This is a genomic window from Arthrobacter sp. PsM3, assembly GCF_030433895.1.
Taxonomy (GTDB): Bacteria; Actinomycetota; Actinomycetes; order Actinomycetales; family Micrococcaceae; genus Arthrobacter.
Genome location: NZ_JARUXE010000029.1, coordinates 1 through 16,076, shown reverse-complemented (window position 1 = coordinate 16,076; position 16,076 = coordinate 1). Strand labels below are relative to the sequence as shown.

23 protein-coding genes, 1 tRNA gene and 1 pseudogene are annotated in these 16,076 nt (G+C 64.9%); all 25 read left to right on the top strand.

Annotated elements, in window-relative coordinates; genetic code table 11:
* The 25 genes and pseudogenes from QCD75_RS15455 (at position 1) to QCD75_RS15335 (ending at position 15,925) form a co-directional block, all read left to right on the top strand.
* The gene (locus tag QCD75_RS15455) at positions 1-444 is read left to right on the top strand and encodes a hypothetical protein (protein WP_301230131.1); all 444 of its coding nucleotides are present in this window, start codon (positions 1-3) and stop codon (positions 442-444) included.
* A gap of 289 nt (positions 445-733) precedes the next feature.
* Positions 734-1,579, top strand: a complete 846-nt coding sequence (locus QCD75_RS15450) for a hypothetical protein (protein WP_301230129.1) — start codon at positions 734-736, stop codon at positions 1,577-1,579.
* On the top strand, positions 1,576-1,920 hold the full coding sequence (locus QCD75_RS15445; protein ID WP_301230127.1) for a hypothetical protein: 345 nt from the start codon (positions 1,576-1,578) through the stop codon (positions 1,918-1,920). Before QCD75_RS15450 ends, QCD75_RS15445 begins: the two co-directional genes overlap by 4 nt.
* A 205-nt stretch (positions 1,921-2,125) precedes the next feature.
* On the top strand, positions 2,126-3,151 hold the full coding sequence (locus tag QCD75_RS15440; RefSeq protein WP_301230125.1) for an HNH endonuclease: 1,026 nt from the start codon (positions 2,126-2,128) through the stop codon (positions 3,149-3,151).
* A gap of 2 nt (positions 3,152-3,153) precedes the next feature.
* Positions 3,154-3,483 (top strand): VRR-NUC domain-containing protein, encoded by a 330-nt coding sequence (locus QCD75_RS15435; RefSeq protein WP_301230123.1) that lies wholly within the window; start codon positions 3,154-3,156, stop codon positions 3,481-3,483.
* On the top strand, positions 3,480-4,064 hold the full coding sequence (locus tag QCD75_RS15430) for a hypothetical protein (protein ID WP_301230121.1): 585 nt from the start codon (positions 3,480-3,482) through the stop codon (positions 4,062-4,064). The genes QCD75_RS15435 and QCD75_RS15430 overlap by 4 nt, the downstream gene beginning before the upstream one ends.
* A gap of 111 nt (positions 4,065-4,175) precedes the next feature.
* The gene (locus QCD75_RS15425) at positions 4,176-4,457 is read left to right on the top strand and encodes an HNH endonuclease (protein ID WP_301230119.1); all 282 of its coding nucleotides are present in this window, start codon (positions 4,176-4,178) and stop codon (positions 4,455-4,457) included.
* Between the two features lie 152 nt (positions 4,458-4,609).
* Positions 4,610-4,900 (top strand): hypothetical protein, encoded by a 291-nt coding sequence (locus QCD75_RS15420; protein WP_301230117.1) that lies wholly within the window; start codon positions 4,610-4,612, stop codon positions 4,898-4,900.
* Positions 4,901-5,394: 494 nt separating this feature from the next.
* A pseudogene (locus QCD75_RS15415) lies at positions 5,395-5,469 on the top strand.
* 53 nt (positions 5,470-5,522) lie between these two features.
* Positions 5,523-5,596 (top strand) — tRNA-Val (locus QCD75_RS15410).
* An 84-nt stretch (positions 5,597-5,680) separates the two neighbouring features.
* Positions 5,681-6,202 carry a terminase small subunit gene (locus QCD75_RS15405; protein ID WP_301230115.1) on the top strand — a complete coding sequence of 174 codons (522 nt, stop codon included), beginning with the start codon at positions 5,681-5,683 and terminating at the stop codon, positions 6,200-6,202.
* Positions 6,203-6,205: 3 nt separating this feature from the next.
* On the top strand, positions 6,206-7,801 hold the full coding sequence (locus QCD75_RS15400; protein WP_301230113.1) for a hypothetical protein: 1,596 nt from the start codon (positions 6,206-6,208) through the stop codon (positions 7,799-7,801).
* 17 nt (positions 7,802-7,818) lie between these two features.
* Positions 7,819-8,043, top strand: coding sequence for a hypothetical protein (locus tag QCD75_RS15395; RefSeq protein ID WP_301230111.1), 225 nt, complete (start codon positions 7,819-7,821; stop codon positions 8,041-8,043).
* Between the two features lie 11 nt (positions 8,044-8,054).
* Positions 8,055-10,067, top strand: a complete 2,013-nt coding sequence (locus QCD75_RS15390) for a phage portal protein (protein WP_301230109.1) — start codon at positions 8,055-8,057, stop codon at positions 10,065-10,067.
* A 3-nt stretch (positions 10,068-10,070) separates the two neighbouring features.
* Positions 10,071-11,063 (top strand): hypothetical protein, encoded by a 993-nt coding sequence (locus QCD75_RS15385; protein ID WP_301230107.1) that lies wholly within the window; start codon positions 10,071-10,073, stop codon positions 11,061-11,063.
* Between the two features lie 18 nt (positions 11,064-11,081).
* Positions 11,082-12,311: a phage major capsid protein gene (locus tag QCD75_RS15380; RefSeq protein ID WP_301230105.1), complete on the top strand. Its 1,230-nt coding sequence runs from the start codon at positions 11,082-11,084 to the stop codon at positions 12,309-12,311.
* Positions 12,312-12,394: 83 nt separating this feature from the next.
* A complete protein-coding gene (locus tag QCD75_RS15375; protein WP_301230103.1) occupies positions 12,395-12,757 on the top strand; it encodes a hypothetical protein in 363 nt (120 codons plus the stop codon).
* A gap of 5 nt (positions 12,758-12,762) precedes the next feature.
* Positions 12,763-13,368, top strand: a complete 606-nt coding sequence (locus QCD75_RS15370; protein WP_301230101.1) for a hypothetical protein — start codon at positions 12,763-12,765, stop codon at positions 13,366-13,368.
* Entirely contained in the window at positions 13,368-13,712 is a 345-nt protein-coding gene (locus QCD75_RS15365) for a hypothetical protein (RefSeq protein WP_301230099.1), read from the top strand. Before QCD75_RS15370 ends, QCD75_RS15365 begins: the two co-directional genes overlap by 1 nt.
* Positions 13,712-13,888, top strand: a complete 177-nt coding sequence (locus QCD75_RS15360) for a hypothetical protein (RefSeq protein ID WP_301230097.1) — start codon at positions 13,712-13,714, stop codon at positions 13,886-13,888. The genes QCD75_RS15365 and QCD75_RS15360 overlap by 1 nt, the downstream gene beginning before the upstream one ends.
* The gene (locus QCD75_RS15355; RefSeq protein ID WP_301230095.1) at positions 13,863-14,120 is read left to right on the top strand and encodes a hypothetical protein; all 258 of its coding nucleotides are present in this window, start codon (positions 13,863-13,865) and stop codon (positions 14,118-14,120) included. The genes QCD75_RS15360 and QCD75_RS15355 overlap by 26 nt, the downstream gene beginning before the upstream one ends.
* Entirely contained in the window at positions 14,113-14,496 is a 384-nt protein-coding gene (locus QCD75_RS15350; RefSeq protein ID WP_301230094.1) for a hypothetical protein, read from the top strand. The genes QCD75_RS15355 and QCD75_RS15350 overlap by 8 nt, the downstream gene beginning before the upstream one ends.
* A gap of 46 nt (positions 14,497-14,542) precedes the next feature.
* A complete protein-coding gene (locus QCD75_RS15345; RefSeq protein ID WP_301230092.1) occupies positions 14,543-15,121 on the top strand; it encodes a hypothetical protein in 579 nt (192 codons plus the stop codon).
* A gap of 112 nt (positions 15,122-15,233) precedes the next feature.
* The gene (locus QCD75_RS15340) at positions 15,234-15,533 is read left to right on the top strand and encodes a hypothetical protein (protein ID WP_301230090.1); all 300 of its coding nucleotides are present in this window, start codon (positions 15,234-15,236) and stop codon (positions 15,531-15,533) included.
* 56 nt (positions 15,534-15,589) lie between these two features.
* Positions 15,590-15,925, top strand: a complete 336-nt coding sequence (locus QCD75_RS15335) for a hypothetical protein (RefSeq protein ID WP_301230089.1) — start codon at positions 15,590-15,592, stop codon at positions 15,923-15,925.
* The last annotated feature ends 151 nt before the right edge of the window (positions 15,926-16,076 follow it).

The following is a 16,076-nucleotide window of genomic DNA, read 5'->3' as shown; positions in this document are numbered from 1 at the left end:
ATGGTTGAACTCACTTGGCAGGACCCGCCCAGCAGGCGGGGAGGCACGAGCGCGGACTATGACGCCGTGATCGAGGTGCTGAAAGAGAACCCGGGCAAGTGGGCCCTCATCAGCGCGGAGTGGAAGACCACCACCCCGCCATCCGCATTCAAGCAGAACGGGTGCGAGGCTACCGCCAGGCGGAACAAGGACTCGAAGACCTGGAGCGTCTACGCCCGCTTTCCCCGCCCGAAGACCCAGCCCGCTCCGACCGCCAAAGTGGACGCAGAGAAGGCCCAGGTTCGCCAGGCCATCCAGACCGGGACAGCCCTGACCCCGCCGCCGGCAGCCGCCCCGAAGCGTCCGGCCCCGGCCGCTGAACCGGTTCGCCCCTCCAACGACATGGGGATGAGCCAGTTCCTCGCCGCACGCCGGGCCCGCGGCGTCCCGCCCGAGGGCCAGTAACACCAGGTGCCGGCCACCACCGGCACCACCCGGGCCCGATAGGCAACCGACCGCTGAAACCAAGTCCCCCTGCGGAAGTAGGCACCCGGGCCGCGTTCGAATCGCGGCGGGTCCACGAACACCAGTGACGGCGAAGGAGCCAGGACATGCAGTACTGCCCCACCTGCAGCCACTTCCACGGCCAGGACGGTGGCTGGGTCAAGTGCCTGGCAATCACCACCACAGAAGCCGGCGGCGCCCGCCGCTGCGCATGCTCCGGCCCTAAACCCAGCAACTAGAAGAGGAACCGATGATCCTTACCGTCAACACCCTGGACCTCAGGCAGGCCCTCATGTCAGTGATCCCCCACGCTGCCGATGCCAAGCTCAGCTCGGCCCTCGCGGTCGTCCACTTCACCGCGACGGACGGCATGCTCCACGTGACCGCCAGCAATACCGTCACCCTCGGCCACGCAGTAGCGTCGGTGTGGGACGCCGAAGGGCTGACAGGCGAAGTCAACGACGATGCGTTCAATCTCCCGACCGACGTCGCGAAGGAACTGCTCCAGATATTCAAGGCCAATGGCAATCAGCCAGAGGACGAGATCGGTGACACGCTTCGCATCACGCTGAAGCACGACTCCATCACCTTTCTGGATGTCTCTGGCCTGTTCCCGGGCAAAGAGTTCAAGATCCCTCACGAGGACGACAACGACTACCCAATCTCCTTCGGTCGGCTCCTCATCCAGGCAGCACTCTCAGAGAGGGTTATGCCAGAGCGTCTCGTCGCCGCCGGCCGCTTGGTCAGGCTCTTCGCCGCCGCCTCGGCAGCGTACGGCTCGCCGCTGGTCATTGAGCCGACTGAAGATGCTCGGCGGATCCTCATTAGCTGCGGTGAGTCGTTCCTCGGCCTGCTCATGCCCATCAGATCCGAAGAGGGCTCTACGATCGCTAACGAGCTGAACGAATGGCGCGCGGGTTGGATGCACCGCCTCCCCGAAATCGCCCACGCCGGCGGCGGGAAGAAACCGGAAGAGCCAACGCCATCCGCCTCCGACTTCCTGAAGCACGGGACTGGCCTTGTCCTCGAAGTCGCTGACCTCAAGAAGATGAGCGACCGTCTGGCCAATCGCAGACTAAGCGTGGTGACCCCTTGAGCGACGCAAGCGAATATCAGATCAGCATGGCCGGCGGGGACGGGGAACCCCTCAATGCCGTGAGTGTGCTGACTGTTGCAGATCTGACGGAAGAGCACGTCGGCTGGTACATGAAGATCAACGTGAAGTCCGAGACGGGGGCTATCTTCCCTCACTTCCACAAGCACATCGAACTAGGCGGAATCCGCCGGTGGGAATACGAAGGCACGGCCTACACCGGCCTCCTAGACGTCTCAACCAAGGCACCAGGCATCATCGGCACCGAACGACAGTTCGACGCAGCAGCCGAGGTGCAGCTCGTCCGCCACGTCCGGAAGCCACGAAAGAAGCGCACCCAGTGACCGCGGCGATGTCGGAGGACCCAGATGCCGAAGCCTACGCCCAAGCGCTCATCACCCGACGGCGGCGGAAGTGCATCGCCGAGGGCGCACACCGGTCCCAGCCGCCTGACGAAGCAGGCCCCAGCAATTGCCCCCGGTGCGGGTTATGACCCACCCGAACCAAAACCCCCGGCGCTCGCCGATCTCGAACCACTGAAGGAGCCAAGTGTCCTGGGCAAAGATAGGCGACAAGGCAGCGACCTTTCCGAAGGCGTTGAATGCCCCGCACTTCAGCCAGGGCGAGGTCAGCGTCAACGAGTTGTTCGGGTTCGTCCTGCGCTGTGGCTTCGAGTCTGCTGCGCACCGCACGGACTATGTGGTGGAGTTCGGCGTGGCCATGATGATGGGCGGGCCGAACTACCAGCAGCTGATCGACGTTGCCGAGAGGTGCGGGCTCCTCGAGCAGCTGGAGTCCGACGGGGCCCCGATGTGGAAGATCATCGAGGATCCTGACTTCCTCCACCTCATCACGAAGGCTGAGCAGGAATGGATGAACCAGCAGAAGCGGGACTCCCGCGATACGAAGCTCACCTCGGCTGTCCGTCTCCGCGACGGCGACTCCTGCCGGTACTGCCTCAAGATTGTCTACTTCGGGGCTGACCGGAAGTCTGCCCGGGCGGGCAGCTACACCCGGGCAGGCAGCTATGACCACGTCATCAGCGGCGAGGCCGCCACCATCGAGACGCTCGTCGTCGCGTGTGGTGAATGCAACTCGAAGAAGAAGGACAACGACGACGCCCTGGATCTCCAGCCGGCACCCGCCGAACCGTTCTACTCCCCCTCGACTGCCGCATGGCTGGCCAAGCACGGCCACCCCGTAGACCCGACTGACAAGCACCCAGCACTCAAGAAGAAGGCCACCAAAGCCGACGGCACGCCGTCAGCGCCGCGCCCCGTAGAGCAGCCCTCACCGGCCACTCCGGGAAGTAACCAGGCAACGGAAGCACCCTCCGGCCAGGCCAGCAGCACTGACGACACACCGGGCACCGGAAGCGCCACCACACCCGCGATCGCCGATCAGCCAGATCCGGCAGGTCACGAGCCCGACGGATCTAGATTTGTCGGGTCGGGTCATGGGTCGGGTCTTGGGTCGGGCAGTGCAGGGAGGCCAGCCCAGCCACCCACCAAGCCCAGCCCTCCATCAAAATCCAAACCCCGCCGTAGACGCCCCCGCACCCGAGGACGGAACTAGACATGCCCAGTCCCACTGCTTTCATCCCGAAACTCTCAGAAGAACAATTCCAGCAGCAGGTCATCGACCTGGCCCAGTACCACCAGTACGAAGTCACCTACCACAACCCAGATAGCCGGCGCTCGCAGGCCGGCTTCCCTGACCTGGTCCTGATCAGCTCCTCCCGCCGTCGTGCGTTGTTCCGTGAGCTGAAGACCGAGGACGGCCGGGTCCGCCCAAAGCAGCAGGCAGTCCTCCTCGCAATGGTTGCCGCTGGTCTCGACGCGGATGTGTGGCGTCCGTCTGATCTCCGGTCGGGCCGGATCGGCAAAGAGATGAAGGGCCAGGCATGAACAGCTGCACAACCCCTGACTGCCGCCGGGTCACCACGCTCTACCTGTGCACCCAGTGCATCGTGGAACTCGACGGGCTGCTGGACGACACCGACGATCTGATCAGGCTCCTCGCCGGGGCACGGGAAGGAATGGCAGTAGCACGCAAGCCCGGAGGTGGAGGAGGGGGACATCCCGGATCCAAACCACCAGGCAACCTCGATGCCATGCTGCTGCAAGCATGGCTCAGCCAGCTGCCGGCGCGGGCCTTCGGCGAAGCAACGGATAACCCAAAGGCAGGAGACATCCTGTACATGGCCAGGATCTGGGTCCCGCAGGCAAGGGAACTCGTGTGGGGACCAGAGGACGAGATCATCGATCATGCCACCAACCGTGAACGCGTCCGCGACATCGCACCGCCGATGCCCACCCGCCAGCTGCTGCCATGGCTCCGGACCAACGCCAAGATCGCTATCACCAGCATGGACATCAGGGACTGGGCCCGGCGTGGCAAACTCCGGGCAGTAGACACTGAACCCCAGCCGACCTATCACCCCCACGAAGTACTGAGCGCGTGGCACGACACGCGAGGACAGAAGTAGCGCTACCCCACCAAATCACGATAGTGTGGCAAATCGAGGGGACAGTTGTCCCAAGGCCTCGCCGGTTTACCAGCGGGGCCTTTGTCATGTCCGAGGTCCGGAGGTAATCCGATGGGCAAGAACGCTGGCCGATCAGGTGGCAGGTGGCGCGTGCTCCGGGCCAACCAGGCAGCGAAGCGCCTGCCGTGCTGGATCTGCGAACAGCCGATCAACTACAACGCCGGCCCGGACAACGACGACTCCTTTAGCGTTGACCACTTCAAGCCACGCTCCACGCACCGGCACCTGGCCGAAGAGCCGAGCAACCTGCGCAGCGCTCATCTTCGATGCAACAAGTCCCGCGGGGACCGTGACGTCAAGCCCGGTCTGGGCTTCGTCGCTCAGACCTGGTGACGAGACGACGACGCAGATTATTGATCCTCTCAGGGGTAGGGGCCGACAAATCGCTGACGGAAAACGACGCGGTCTTGTTCGCCGGGTAGGGAACTCCCCCTCCCCGTACCCCCCACCCCCCTTAGCGAAAACCCGACCCGAGGAGGAACCCAATGGCCGCGATCCTTGGCAAGAAGACAATAGGCCGTGTGCTGGTCCAGATCGGCGAAAACGAGCCAATTGAGATCGGCACCGTAGACCTCTCCTTTGAAGCCGAAAACACTGCGCCGCCGCGGGCAGACCAATCCGGCCGCGGTGCACACTTCCTCGCCGAGGACCATAACGGAGATCCCGTGTGCCGCTGTGGCTGGGACCCGGCACGTGCCCTTCCGTGCGCGCCTGTATCCCGCGAAAGCGCGAGGAGCGACATCCGGGAACATATCGGCAACGCTAAGCAGGAGTAGGGAATGCATCGAGAGCACATGGAAGTAGCCATCTCGTCAGCGGCACAGGGCGGCAAGGTTGCGATCTTCGCTGAGAACCTCCGGCAATCAGAACAGCTAGCCCATGATGTCGAGGAACTCGTGCCTAGCGAGTACGTGGAAAAGGTCTCCCGCGCAAATGGCAGGCGTGCCATCCACCTTCACGGCGGGGGCAGTATCCGCTTCATCCCAACCCAACAGAGCGCTGGTCGAGGGCTGTCGTTAGACCGGGCATACCTCCCCATCACAACTGATCGGGACACACTGGCCGCCATCATTCCCTCGCTATGCACTAGCCAAGACGGCGTCCTGACGGGCTACTGAAGACTCCCGCGTGACGGCGGGCTAAGACCGTCACTCCGTCGGGCCGGGGAGTGCTGCAGATCCTCCCCGGTCTGACATCAAGGAAGAATTCCCTCACGCTGTTGGCTGACTACCGACGCGCAAGAGGGCATCGCACGACTAGTCATCGTGCGTGCGTAGTAGCTCAGTCCGGTAGAGCTTAGGCGAATTTAGTAGCCTGGTCGGCGGTTCAAATCCGTCCTACGCAACGGCGACCCTATGTCGCTCCCATGAGTACGGCCGCCGGACTATTCACCCGGCAGCCCGGTTAGCCCAGAGGTAGAGGCACCGACCTAACCGGTCGGGTAAGGGCAGGTTCGATTCCTGCGCCGGGCTCTGACGGAGACCGCCACCGACCAACCACTGACGGAACCCGGTTGAGCCAGTATCCGTCCACCATTTAGCCCAGGAGGTGAGCACATGCCACGTGTCCGCCGCTCCTACTCGCCGGCCTTCAAGACGGAAGCCGCTCTCCTGGTGATGAACACCGGACGGGCGATCGCCGACGTGGGTCGTGAGCTGAGTGTCCCGGAGCAGACACTCGGGCGCTGGGTGTTCGATGCCCGGGAGGCAGCGGGCGAGGATCCCCGGGCGCCGCGGACTCCGAACTTCACGGCGCCGGCCCCACCCGATCTGGCAGGCTTCATTGCCTTCGATGGGCCATCGCTCCTCGAGGAGGTCCGTGAGGCTATCGGCCATATGGAGATCCTCCCGCAGGACAAGGGCCTTGTCGCGCTCGCCGAACGGTACGCGCATCAGATCAACGAGGTTGCCAAGTCCGGAGGCCGCGAGGCGATCTCCGTGATGTACCTCGGCCCGCACCTTTACAACATGCTCCGCGAGCTGGGCGGCACACCGATGCAGCGCGCCGGCAACGGCAAACCGGGAGAGAAACCCAAGAGCCGCCTGGAGCTGCTTCGTGGAGGACGGGAGACGGGCTAAGCGATGGTGACCGCAGCTGGCAGGGACAAGCTCTACGGCTGCGAAACACCCCGGATCTACACGCCCGAACTGCGGCCGCTGACCCGGCAGACGTCGAAGGGCTTCGAGTGCATCGCCTTCGCTGAGCAGGTCCTCGGCATTGAGTTGTTCCCCTGGCAGAAGTGGCTGCTGATCCACGCGCTGGAGCTGAACCCTGACGGGTCGTTCCGGTTCCGGACGGTAGTGCTGCTGGTGGCTCGCCAGAACGGCAAGTCCACCCTGATGCAGGTGCTGGCCTTGTGGCGGATGTACATGGACGCCGCGAAGCTGACAATCGGCACGGCGCAAAACCTGGACATCGCCGAAGAGGTCTGGCGCGGGGCTGTTGAGCTGGCCGAGGGCGTCCCCGAACTCAGCAATGAGATCGAGCGGATCGACAAGACTAACGGCAAGAAGGCGCTGGAGCTCTCCACGGGAGAACGCTACAAGGTGCAGGCAGCCAACCGCCGCGGCGGGCGTGGCCTGTCCGCTGACTTCGTGATTCTCGATGAGCTGCGCGAGCATTCCAGCTGGGATGCCTGGGCAGCCATTTCCAAGACCACGATGGCGCGCTTTTACGCGCAGGTCTGGGCGGTATCGAACGCCGGCGACGCATCCTCTATTGTGCTGCGCTTCCTGCGGAACATGGCGCACATGGCTCTGGGGAACCCGGACAACCTCGAAGACGTCGTCCTCCCCGAACTGGACGAGGACGACGAAGCTGACGGCGACTCCCTGGGCCTCTTTGAGTGGTCGATGGCGCCGGGCATGTCGGTCTGGGACCGGCACGGCTGGGCTCAGGCCAACCCATCGCTCGGTCACACGATCACTGAGAAGTCCATCGCGGCAGCCGTGAAGGGCGAGCCGGAGGGCATTGTCCGGACGGAGGTGTTTTGCCAGTGGCTGGACACGACAGCGGACGGCCCCTTCCCCCCGGGGCGGTGGGAGAAGGGCGCGGACAAGCACGATCTGATCGTGGGCAAGTTCGCGTTCTGCGTGGATGTCTCGTGGGACCGGACAACGGCGCATATCGGCGTTGCCGGGTTCAACGAGAAGGGCATCCTGCGCGTGCAGGTGGTCGCCTCCCGCTCCGGCACAGCCTGGGTGGGTCCGTGGTTCAATTCCCCGCCGGAGGGCGGGGGCGTCCCGCGTAAGAGCAACCCTGAACTGGTCGGGGTGACGCTGCAGGCGAAAGGCGCCCCGGTGTCATCGCTGCTCTCCGAACTGGAGGCCATCGACGGGCTGAACATCCTCCCGTGGGAGGGCGCAGACCTTTCGCGCTGGACCGGCATGTTTTATGACCGGGTCCGTGGGCAGGAGATGGACGACGACGGCGAGCCGATCAAGCCCGAAGACGTCGAGCCACTGATCAGCCACCCGGGCCAGCCGCTCCTGAACGTCGCCGCGGCCACCGCTCTGGCGAAACCGTCCGGCGACGCTTTCTTCTGGGACCGGGGAAAGTCCCCCAACGACGTCGCCCCGCTCGTCGCAGTGACCGGCGCGGCCGGCTGCTTCCTGGTCTACGGCACGGTGCCGGAGAAGGTCAGCAAATACGAATCTCAGGACCTGTTGGTCCTCTAGCTCGAAAGACGGTCCGCATGGCTCGCACAGACAGACTCCTCCGGGACGCAGAGCGTGGCCGGTTCCTCTTCACGCTCGACACCGAGGAAGCCTTCGAGGGCGTCCTCATCGATTGGGACGAGGCGCACTTCGTCATCGACAACACGTTCTCCATCGCCCCCACGGGTGACCGCCTCGCAGTGGACGGGCCGTTCTGGCTCCCCCGGCATCGCGTCAAGTACCACCAGGCCATCAGAACCTAGAAGGAGGCAGCATGTTCCTTTCCAACGGAGCGATTGTCCCCACCCAGGTTGACACGATCGGCGACCGGACACCCATGTTCGCTGATGCTTCCTACTACGGGTCCGGCTCGATGCAGCTCTCCGGGTTGTGGGCAGCCTACGGCGCGCTGTACAAGTCCCAGCTGTGGGTCGGCACCGTCGTCCGGAAGCTGGCGATGGCCACGGCCCGGATGCCGTTCGACATCAAGCGCTCAGGTGCCGGGAACGAGCAGTCCCCGGAGGACGGCCCGCTGACGGCACTGATGCGCCGGCCAAACCCGCGGATGAGCGGGTTCATGCTCTGGCAGTGGACCTCCTCCACCAGGGACGTCTACGGCGAGGCGTTCTGGCTGAAGCTGCGCGACAACAAGGGCGTCGTCCGGGAGCTGCACCCGATGCACCCGACCAACGTCGTGGTCCGCCGCACAGCAGACGGCTCGCTGGAGTACATCTACTCCGCCGGGGTCCGTGATGTGTCCATGCTCCCGCCGATCCCCGAACAGGACGTCGTCGCGTTCATCGGCTACAACCCGGACACCCTGAACCGTGGCCTCTCCAACCTGGAGAGCCTACGCATGACGCTCCTGAACGAGGACGCATCCCGCCGCGCGACGGCCAGCTTCTGGGACAAGGGCGCCCGCCCCTCGGTCATGCTGGGCACGGACGGGAACCTGTCCCAGGGAGCCATTGACCGGCTGAAGAAGCAGTTCGCGGCCAGCCACGGCGGCGCCGACAATATGGGCGGCACGGTCGTCTTCGAAGAGGGCATCAAACCCACCATTGTTCAGCTGAACATGGAGGAGATGCAGTACATCGAGTCCCGGAAGCTCAACCGGGAAGAGGTGTGCGCCGCCTACGACGTGCCCCCGCCCGTCGTGCATATCCTGGACCACGCCACATTCTCCAACATCACCGAGCAGCTCCGCTCGCAGTACCGCGACACGATGGCACCGCGCTTCGTGGACTTCGAATCCGTCATCGATCACCAGCTGGTCACCGACTTCTACGCACCGGGCGAGGTCTTCACCCGGTTCAACATGGACGAGGTCCTGCGTGGTGACTTCGAGGTCCGTGCCGAGTCTGCAAACAAGCTCGTGCAGGTCGGTGTGCTCAAGCCTGCCGAGGCCCGGCCGATGTTCGGTCTCGCCCCGGCGGGTCCGGAAGCGGACCAGCTCTACGGCAACGCCGCCCTGGTCCCGCTCGGGTCCAACGGCACCCCGGCGCAGGTCGCGACGGACGGGACGCTGATTCCGGCCCCGCTCGCTGCCCCTGCCTCGGTTCCTACAGCGGTACCTTCCAAGACGCTGACGGTCAGGCAGCTGATGGGCAGGATCTCCAGGGTCAAAGCCAGCAAGCAGGCCACCCGCGACAAGCTGGCGGCAGAACATAGCCGGGAACTCAAGGTGTTCTTCGCCGCGCAGCGCAAGGCAGTGAAGTCCGCTGTCGGGCAGAAGGACTCCGGGATCTTCGACCCGTCCGAATGGGACGGGGACCTCGCGGACATCCTGCACACGCTCTCCACCGCGACAGCAAAGGCCATCGGCACCAAAGTGGCCACTGACCTGGGCGGGCAGTACAACGCCGAGGACATCGCGGACTGGCTGAAGACCGACTCGGTCGACTCGGCAAAGAACATCAACAAGGCGACGGCAGACCAGATCGCCGCCGCCCTGTCAGCCCAGCTGGACGACGAGGATCCGGAAGACGCCGTTGACGGGGTCTTCGACGGGGAGATCGCGGCCCGAGCCGACCAGATCTCGCTCTCCCGGGTGGCCATGGTCGCCGGCCTCGCCTCCCAGGTGGCGGCACGGCAGAACGACGCAGCAACCAAGACCTGGGTCGTGACCGCTGCGAACCCCCGGCCGGCCCATTCCGTGATGGACGGCGAGACCGTCGCACTCAACGAGGTCTTCAGCAACGGAATGAACGGCCCCGGCGACTTCAGCGGCGGCGCCGACGAGGTAGCGGGATGCACCTGTGACCTGCAGTTCAGCAAGGAAGGCTAAGCCATGAAAGTTGTGAGGAAAGACGCCAGCATCGCCAACACGGCGCCTGATGATGAGTTCCCCGGAACTTTTCAGGTGATCCTGTCGGCTCCGACGCAGGACCGGGACGGCGACACGCTGCTCCCCGGGGACTGGAAGCAGCCCCTACCCGAGCACATCACGTTCGACCAGGACCACCTGATGTCCGTGGCCGGCACTGTTGGTTCCGGCGTCCCGGAGATTGATGAGAAGACCGGCAACCTGGTTGTCACTGGCACCTACTCCAGCCTCCCGCGGGCGCAGGAGGTCCGGACCCTCGTCAAGGAGGGGCACATCCGGACCACGTCGGTGGCGTTCATGTCCGAGAAATCCGTCAAGGACGGCAAGACCCGAACCCAGCGTGAACTGCTCAACGGCGCCTTCGTGGCGATCCCCTCCAACAGGGAAGCACTCGTCCTGGCATCGAAAGGCATCAAGGCCGGGGCACGCAACAGCGCCTCCGACGCTGCCGCCCTCCAGAGCATCCACGATTCCGCAGCCGGCCTCGGTGCGGACTGCGCCGCGGCGAAGTCGCACCGTCCCCCGGTGGTCAAGACCATCGTCGGGTCCATCGAAGCCACCCAGGAGCGCGTCCGCGACGCCCTGGCGGACTTCTACGGGCGGAACGCGTGGCCGTGGCTCCGTGGCACCCTCCCGGACAATAACGGCGGCGGGTACGCCGTCTACGACGTCGATGACCTGGACAGCTGGGAACGGGAAACCTACCAGCAGAACTACACAGACGACGGGCAGGTGGTCACCCTCGCCGGTGACGCCCGGCCCGTGGACGTAATGGAAATCATTGTGTCCGATCCAGACGCCGAAGAAGCTTCCGGCACCGCCCCAGACCCCGCAGCCGGCGCCCCGGCCCCCGCTGCCGGCTCGAAGGCTGTCCCCGTGGCAGAAGAGCGTTCGAACGACATGAGCACCCGGGCCGCCCGGCTCCGGATGCTCCAAAACCTCACTGCACACAGCTGATCCCGGAAAGGAATCATCATGACTACCCTGCTTGAAGCAAAGAACAAGGTCCGCGAACTCTCCAAGAAGGGTCTGGAGGTTGCCGAGTCGACCACCATGACCTTCGCAGAGCAGAAGAATGCTCTCGATCCCATCGAGGCGGACATCAAGACGTGGATGGGAGAGATCGAATCCCTCCAGTTCGTGGAGGAGAAGCGCAAGAGCTTCCTCGCCGCGGCCGGCAGCCCCGTCGACGAGGCACCCGCCGAGCAGCCGAACACCGGCGCCAAGTCCATCGGCGCACAGTTCGTCGGCTCCGCAGGCTACAAGAGCCTGCTGGAGAAAGGCCTCAAGGGCGGCCAGTGGTCCTCGGGCGACGTCGAGATCAAGACGACCCTCACCGAAGGCACCGCCGGCACCCCCGGCGGCGGCTACTCCACCATCCAGCAGCCCACGCTGCTCCCGGGCGTCGTGGACATCAAGTTCCGGCAGCTGACCATCTCCGATCTCTTCCCGGGCGGCACGACCAGCACCCCGCTGATCCGCTACCTCGTGGAGACCGCGGTGACCAACGCCTCGGCCGCCGTCCTCGAAGGCGGGCTCAAGCCCGAATCGGCGCTCGCGTTCTCCAAGGTGGACGAAGTCCTCCACAAGATCGCGACGTTCCTGCCGATCTCGGACGAGATGCTCGAAGACTGGGCCCAGGCACAGTCCTACGTGGACGCCCGCCTGATCCTCTTCATCAAGCTCGCCGAAGAGGCCCAGCTCCTCAACGGAGACGGCACCGGCGCGAACCTCGTCGGCATCCTCAACCGTCCCGGCCTCGCCACCCCGATCGTGAAGGGCACCGCCCCCTCCGTTTCCGGCGACAACGGCATGGACGCCATCTACCGGCAGATCACCGCGATCCGCACGACCTCCTTCCTGGAGCCGGACGCGATCGTCATCGACCCGCTGGGCTGGCAGACGCAGGTCCTGTCCAAGAACAGCCAGGGCGCCTACTACGCCTCCGGCCCGTTCGTCAGCGAACAGAACCAGACCCTTTGGGGCAAGCGCGTCGTCGCCACCCCGGCGCTCGCCGCGAACAGCGCCCTCGTCGGCGCGTTCCAGCAGGGCGGTCAGATCTTCCGCAAGGGCGGAATCACGGTGGAAGCCTCCAACTCCCACGCTGATTTCTTCCAGAAGAACCTGACGGCCATCCGTGCCGAGGAGCGCCTCGCGCTCGCGGTGTACCGTCCGGGTGCTTTCGGTCAGGTCACCGGCCTGTAGCCAGCCCCTGTTGTTCCCTGTGGCCCGGGCGCGTGCATGAGAGCGCGCCCGGGCCACAGCCCACAGCCTATTGAGGAGTCATCATGGCCCGCAGAACCCAAGAGAAGGACACGGATCTGTCCTTGGTGGAAAGCACGGGGAACGTTGAGTTCGATGCGTCCCCGGTCACCACTGAACAGCCGGCGGAAAACAAGAGCACCGGCGAGGTCGAGTTCGACGCAGCGCCGGTCACGACCGAAATCAGCTACTACACCGAGGACGTGATCGTGCGCGCTGAAACCCCGGGCCCGGTAACGGTCTCCTTCCCCGGCCTCCCCGGGGTGCAGAACAAAGTCATTGAGCCACCCGCCCCTGATGCGGCTCCCGCCCCGGACGCGCACGCGCTGCCGGCCACGGAAGAGCCTGCACCGTCTCCGGCCCCCGAAGACACCCCTGAGCCTGCGTAGCCGCCATGACGTACCCGGGCAGCGCTTTGTTCCCTGGCGGCCCGTCCACTGACCTTGCAACGGTCCAGGATCTAGCCGCTTTCTCCCAGCAGGCCATCGCGGCAGACGACGCAACTGCGATATTCCTGCTCAAGGTCGCCTCCGGGATGATCCGGGCGTTCCTGGACCAGACCGTGACACTCATGCCGGACGACGTCGAGTACCTGGATCCGGTCAATTCCTCCTTCGCCTCGCTCAGGGAACTGCCCGTTGTGTCCGTCTCCACAGTGGAGATCTCACCTGACGGCGGACTGACATGGGCGGTGGTCCCAGCGTCCTCCTACAAGGTCTCCCGGCGGACGGGCACCATTACGGCCCGGCAGGGTTCCAGCGTCCGGTGGCCGGCGGATGAGGAATCATGGCGGGTCACCTACACGCACGGGTACCAGTCCGTTCCTCCGGAGCTTGCCGGTGTCTGCTGCGGGCTCGCAGCGCGCTACTACTCCACCCCCATCGCGGTGGACATGGAGCGCGTCGGGCAGCGCCAGGTGAAGTACAACATTGAGGCCGGTGGATTCAGTGCGATGGAGTCGATGGCACTCTCAGGGTTCCGTCTCGCGAGGCTCGCCTGATGGGCCGGCCAATCGGGCGGAAGTCCATCACGGTCCTGACCGCGCAGAAATCACTGGACCCTTACTCGCAGGAGCCGGTAGACGACTGGACACTACCGCCAGCCGAGACCACGGTGACCGGTTGTGAGGTGGAACCCGGCACCACCCAGGAGTACCTGCTCAACCGGGATCAGGTGCTCGTAGCGTGGACGGTGTTCGCCCCGGCCGGCACCCAGGTCAGCACCTACAATCGGGTCCGTTTCAACGGCAACGTCTACACGGTCTACGGCCACCCGGCCGAATGGGATTCACCCAGCGGCCGACTCAACTACGTGGAGATTGTTCTGCAGGATTGGAGAGGCTGATGACTGTCCGTATCGAGTCAACTGAACGGCTCAGCGTCGGAGACGAGGTAGACCACGAGGGCGGGACGTTCGTCGTCACTGAGGCCGCTGTCTGGTCTGATGCTCTCGACAACTTTGCTTTCACGGAAGCCCTGTTGGAGCCCTTGGGGGGTGACGATGGCGGACGTCCGGATTGAGTTCAGCGAGGACGCAGCCAGGGAACTCCTGAAGTCCCCCGAAGTGCAGGCTGACCTTGCCCAGCGCGCGGCGGCCATCGCGGGCGCTGCGGGAATCGGGACCTTCGACGTAACGCCGTCAATGACCCCGACCAGGGCAAGAGTCTCCGTCGGCACCGCGGACCACGCGGCACGCCACGCGGAGGCCACCACGCGCTCGCTGACTTCCGCTCTGGACGCGGGCCGTGGCTGAGGGCGTCAAGTTCCCCGACGTCCCCCAGCTCGTGTGCAACTACCTGAGGAAACCCCTCCTGACCGGGATCCCCATCGGGACGAAGGTGCCGCCTACACGGCCGCCGGAGTTCATCAGGGTCTTGCGCACCGGTGGGACCAAAGAGACGGTCCGTTCCGAGGCTGCACAGATCACCATCGAGGCCTGGGCGCAGGACGAAGCCCGGGCCGCTGACCTGCTCAGCACTGCCAGGGCCATCCTGAACGCCGCTGACGGCCAACTGTTCGGCGTCCGTGAGTTCGGCGGCCCGGCAAACCTCCCCGACCCTACGACCGCGCAGATCCGGTTCACCATGAGCTTTCAGATTCGCGCACGCGGCACCGCAGTAACCGTCTGAACCACCAAATCCAAGGGTCCGCAAAATCACTTGGAAAGGCTCAATCATGGGTAACTCAATCAACAACGTGGTCGTCGGCAAGCCGCTCGTCACCGGCGGGATCTCCGTCGCCCCTCTCGGAACCGTCCTGCCTACGGACGCGACCACCGCACTGGATGCAGCGTTCGTGGCTGTCGGCTATGTCACGGACAACGGCGTGACCAAGTCCGAGAAGCGCAACACCGGCACCATTGCAGCCTGGGGCGGAGATACCATCGCCGCGACCAAGAAGGGCATGGACGTCACCGTCAAGCTCTCCATGGCCGAGCTGCTCAACAAGATCGTCCAGGGACTGATCTACGGTGACGCCAACGTGGTAGCCACCCCCGCGTCGGCAACCAAGGGAAATCTCCTGAAGGTCACCGTAACCTCCGCTCCGACTCCCCGCAAGGTCTGGGTCATCGAAGTGTTCTCGGACGCCGCGAAAGTCCGCGTAGTCCTGCCCATCGCCAAGGTCATGGACGTCGGCGACACCACCTTCAAGGACGACGCGATCGCGGCGGCCGACGCCACCATCCAGGCGTTCCCGGACTCCAACGGAGCCTACTTCTACCAGTACAGCGACGACGGCCAGAAGACGGCCTAGTCACCGCCCCCAATACCGGGTGGCAGGGGTTTGTCGTGCGGACCCTTGACCCCTGCCACCTGCACCACCCCATCCCGGTCCGCACACCACCACCACATCAAGGAGCCCGCACATGGCTGCACCCCGCAAACCCCAAGACCGCAAGCCCGCCCAGACCCCGGCCGGCACCGAAGCCCCCGGCTTCGAATTCGAACACCACGGCGAAACGTTCACCCTCGCCTCCGCCGACACCATCACCTCGGGCTTCGCAAGAAAAAACCGCAAGCTCTCCCCCGATGATCAGCTGTACACCCTCCTCGAGGAACTCGCCGACGATGACGCGCTCGCCGCGATCGACAGCATGCGCAAGCCTGAGTTTGAGGTTTTTCAGCGCGCATTCTTCGCCCATTCCGGGATTGAACTGGGGGAATAAATGGGCTCCTGGATCTGGTCGACCAGTACCAGGAGCCCATCGCGTACGACCTGATCGTGCTGGGCCTGCGGCTCCGCTGGCTGGGAACCGAGCACCTGACCTGGAGTGACCTGCTCGCCATTGTGCGGCAGTCGCGCCGCGGCACTGCCCTGTTCCGGGCAGTGGCAGGTGAGGACGGCGAGTGGGATCTCCAGAACCATCTGCTGGCCGGCGTCTTTGATCTGCTCGCGGCCGCGAACTGGCAGCGCGGCGGCGATGAGAGCGCGAAGAAACCCGAACGGCTCCACCGGCCCGGCGTCGTAAAGCAGGCCGAGGGTGAAGTGATGGCCCGCGGCAAGGCAGTGAGCATCGATGAGATGAACGCCCGCCTCGGCTGGCCCGCCCCGGCGTAAGAACAACAACTGAACAGAGGAGGCGACCCTTGGGCGCTGTAGAACTGGCAACCGCATATATTGCCCTGGTCCCGTCGCTCAAGGGCGCCTCCCAGAAGATCAGCGAACAGATCACCCCGGCGGCGTCGGGGGGGGGGGGGGGGGGGGGGGG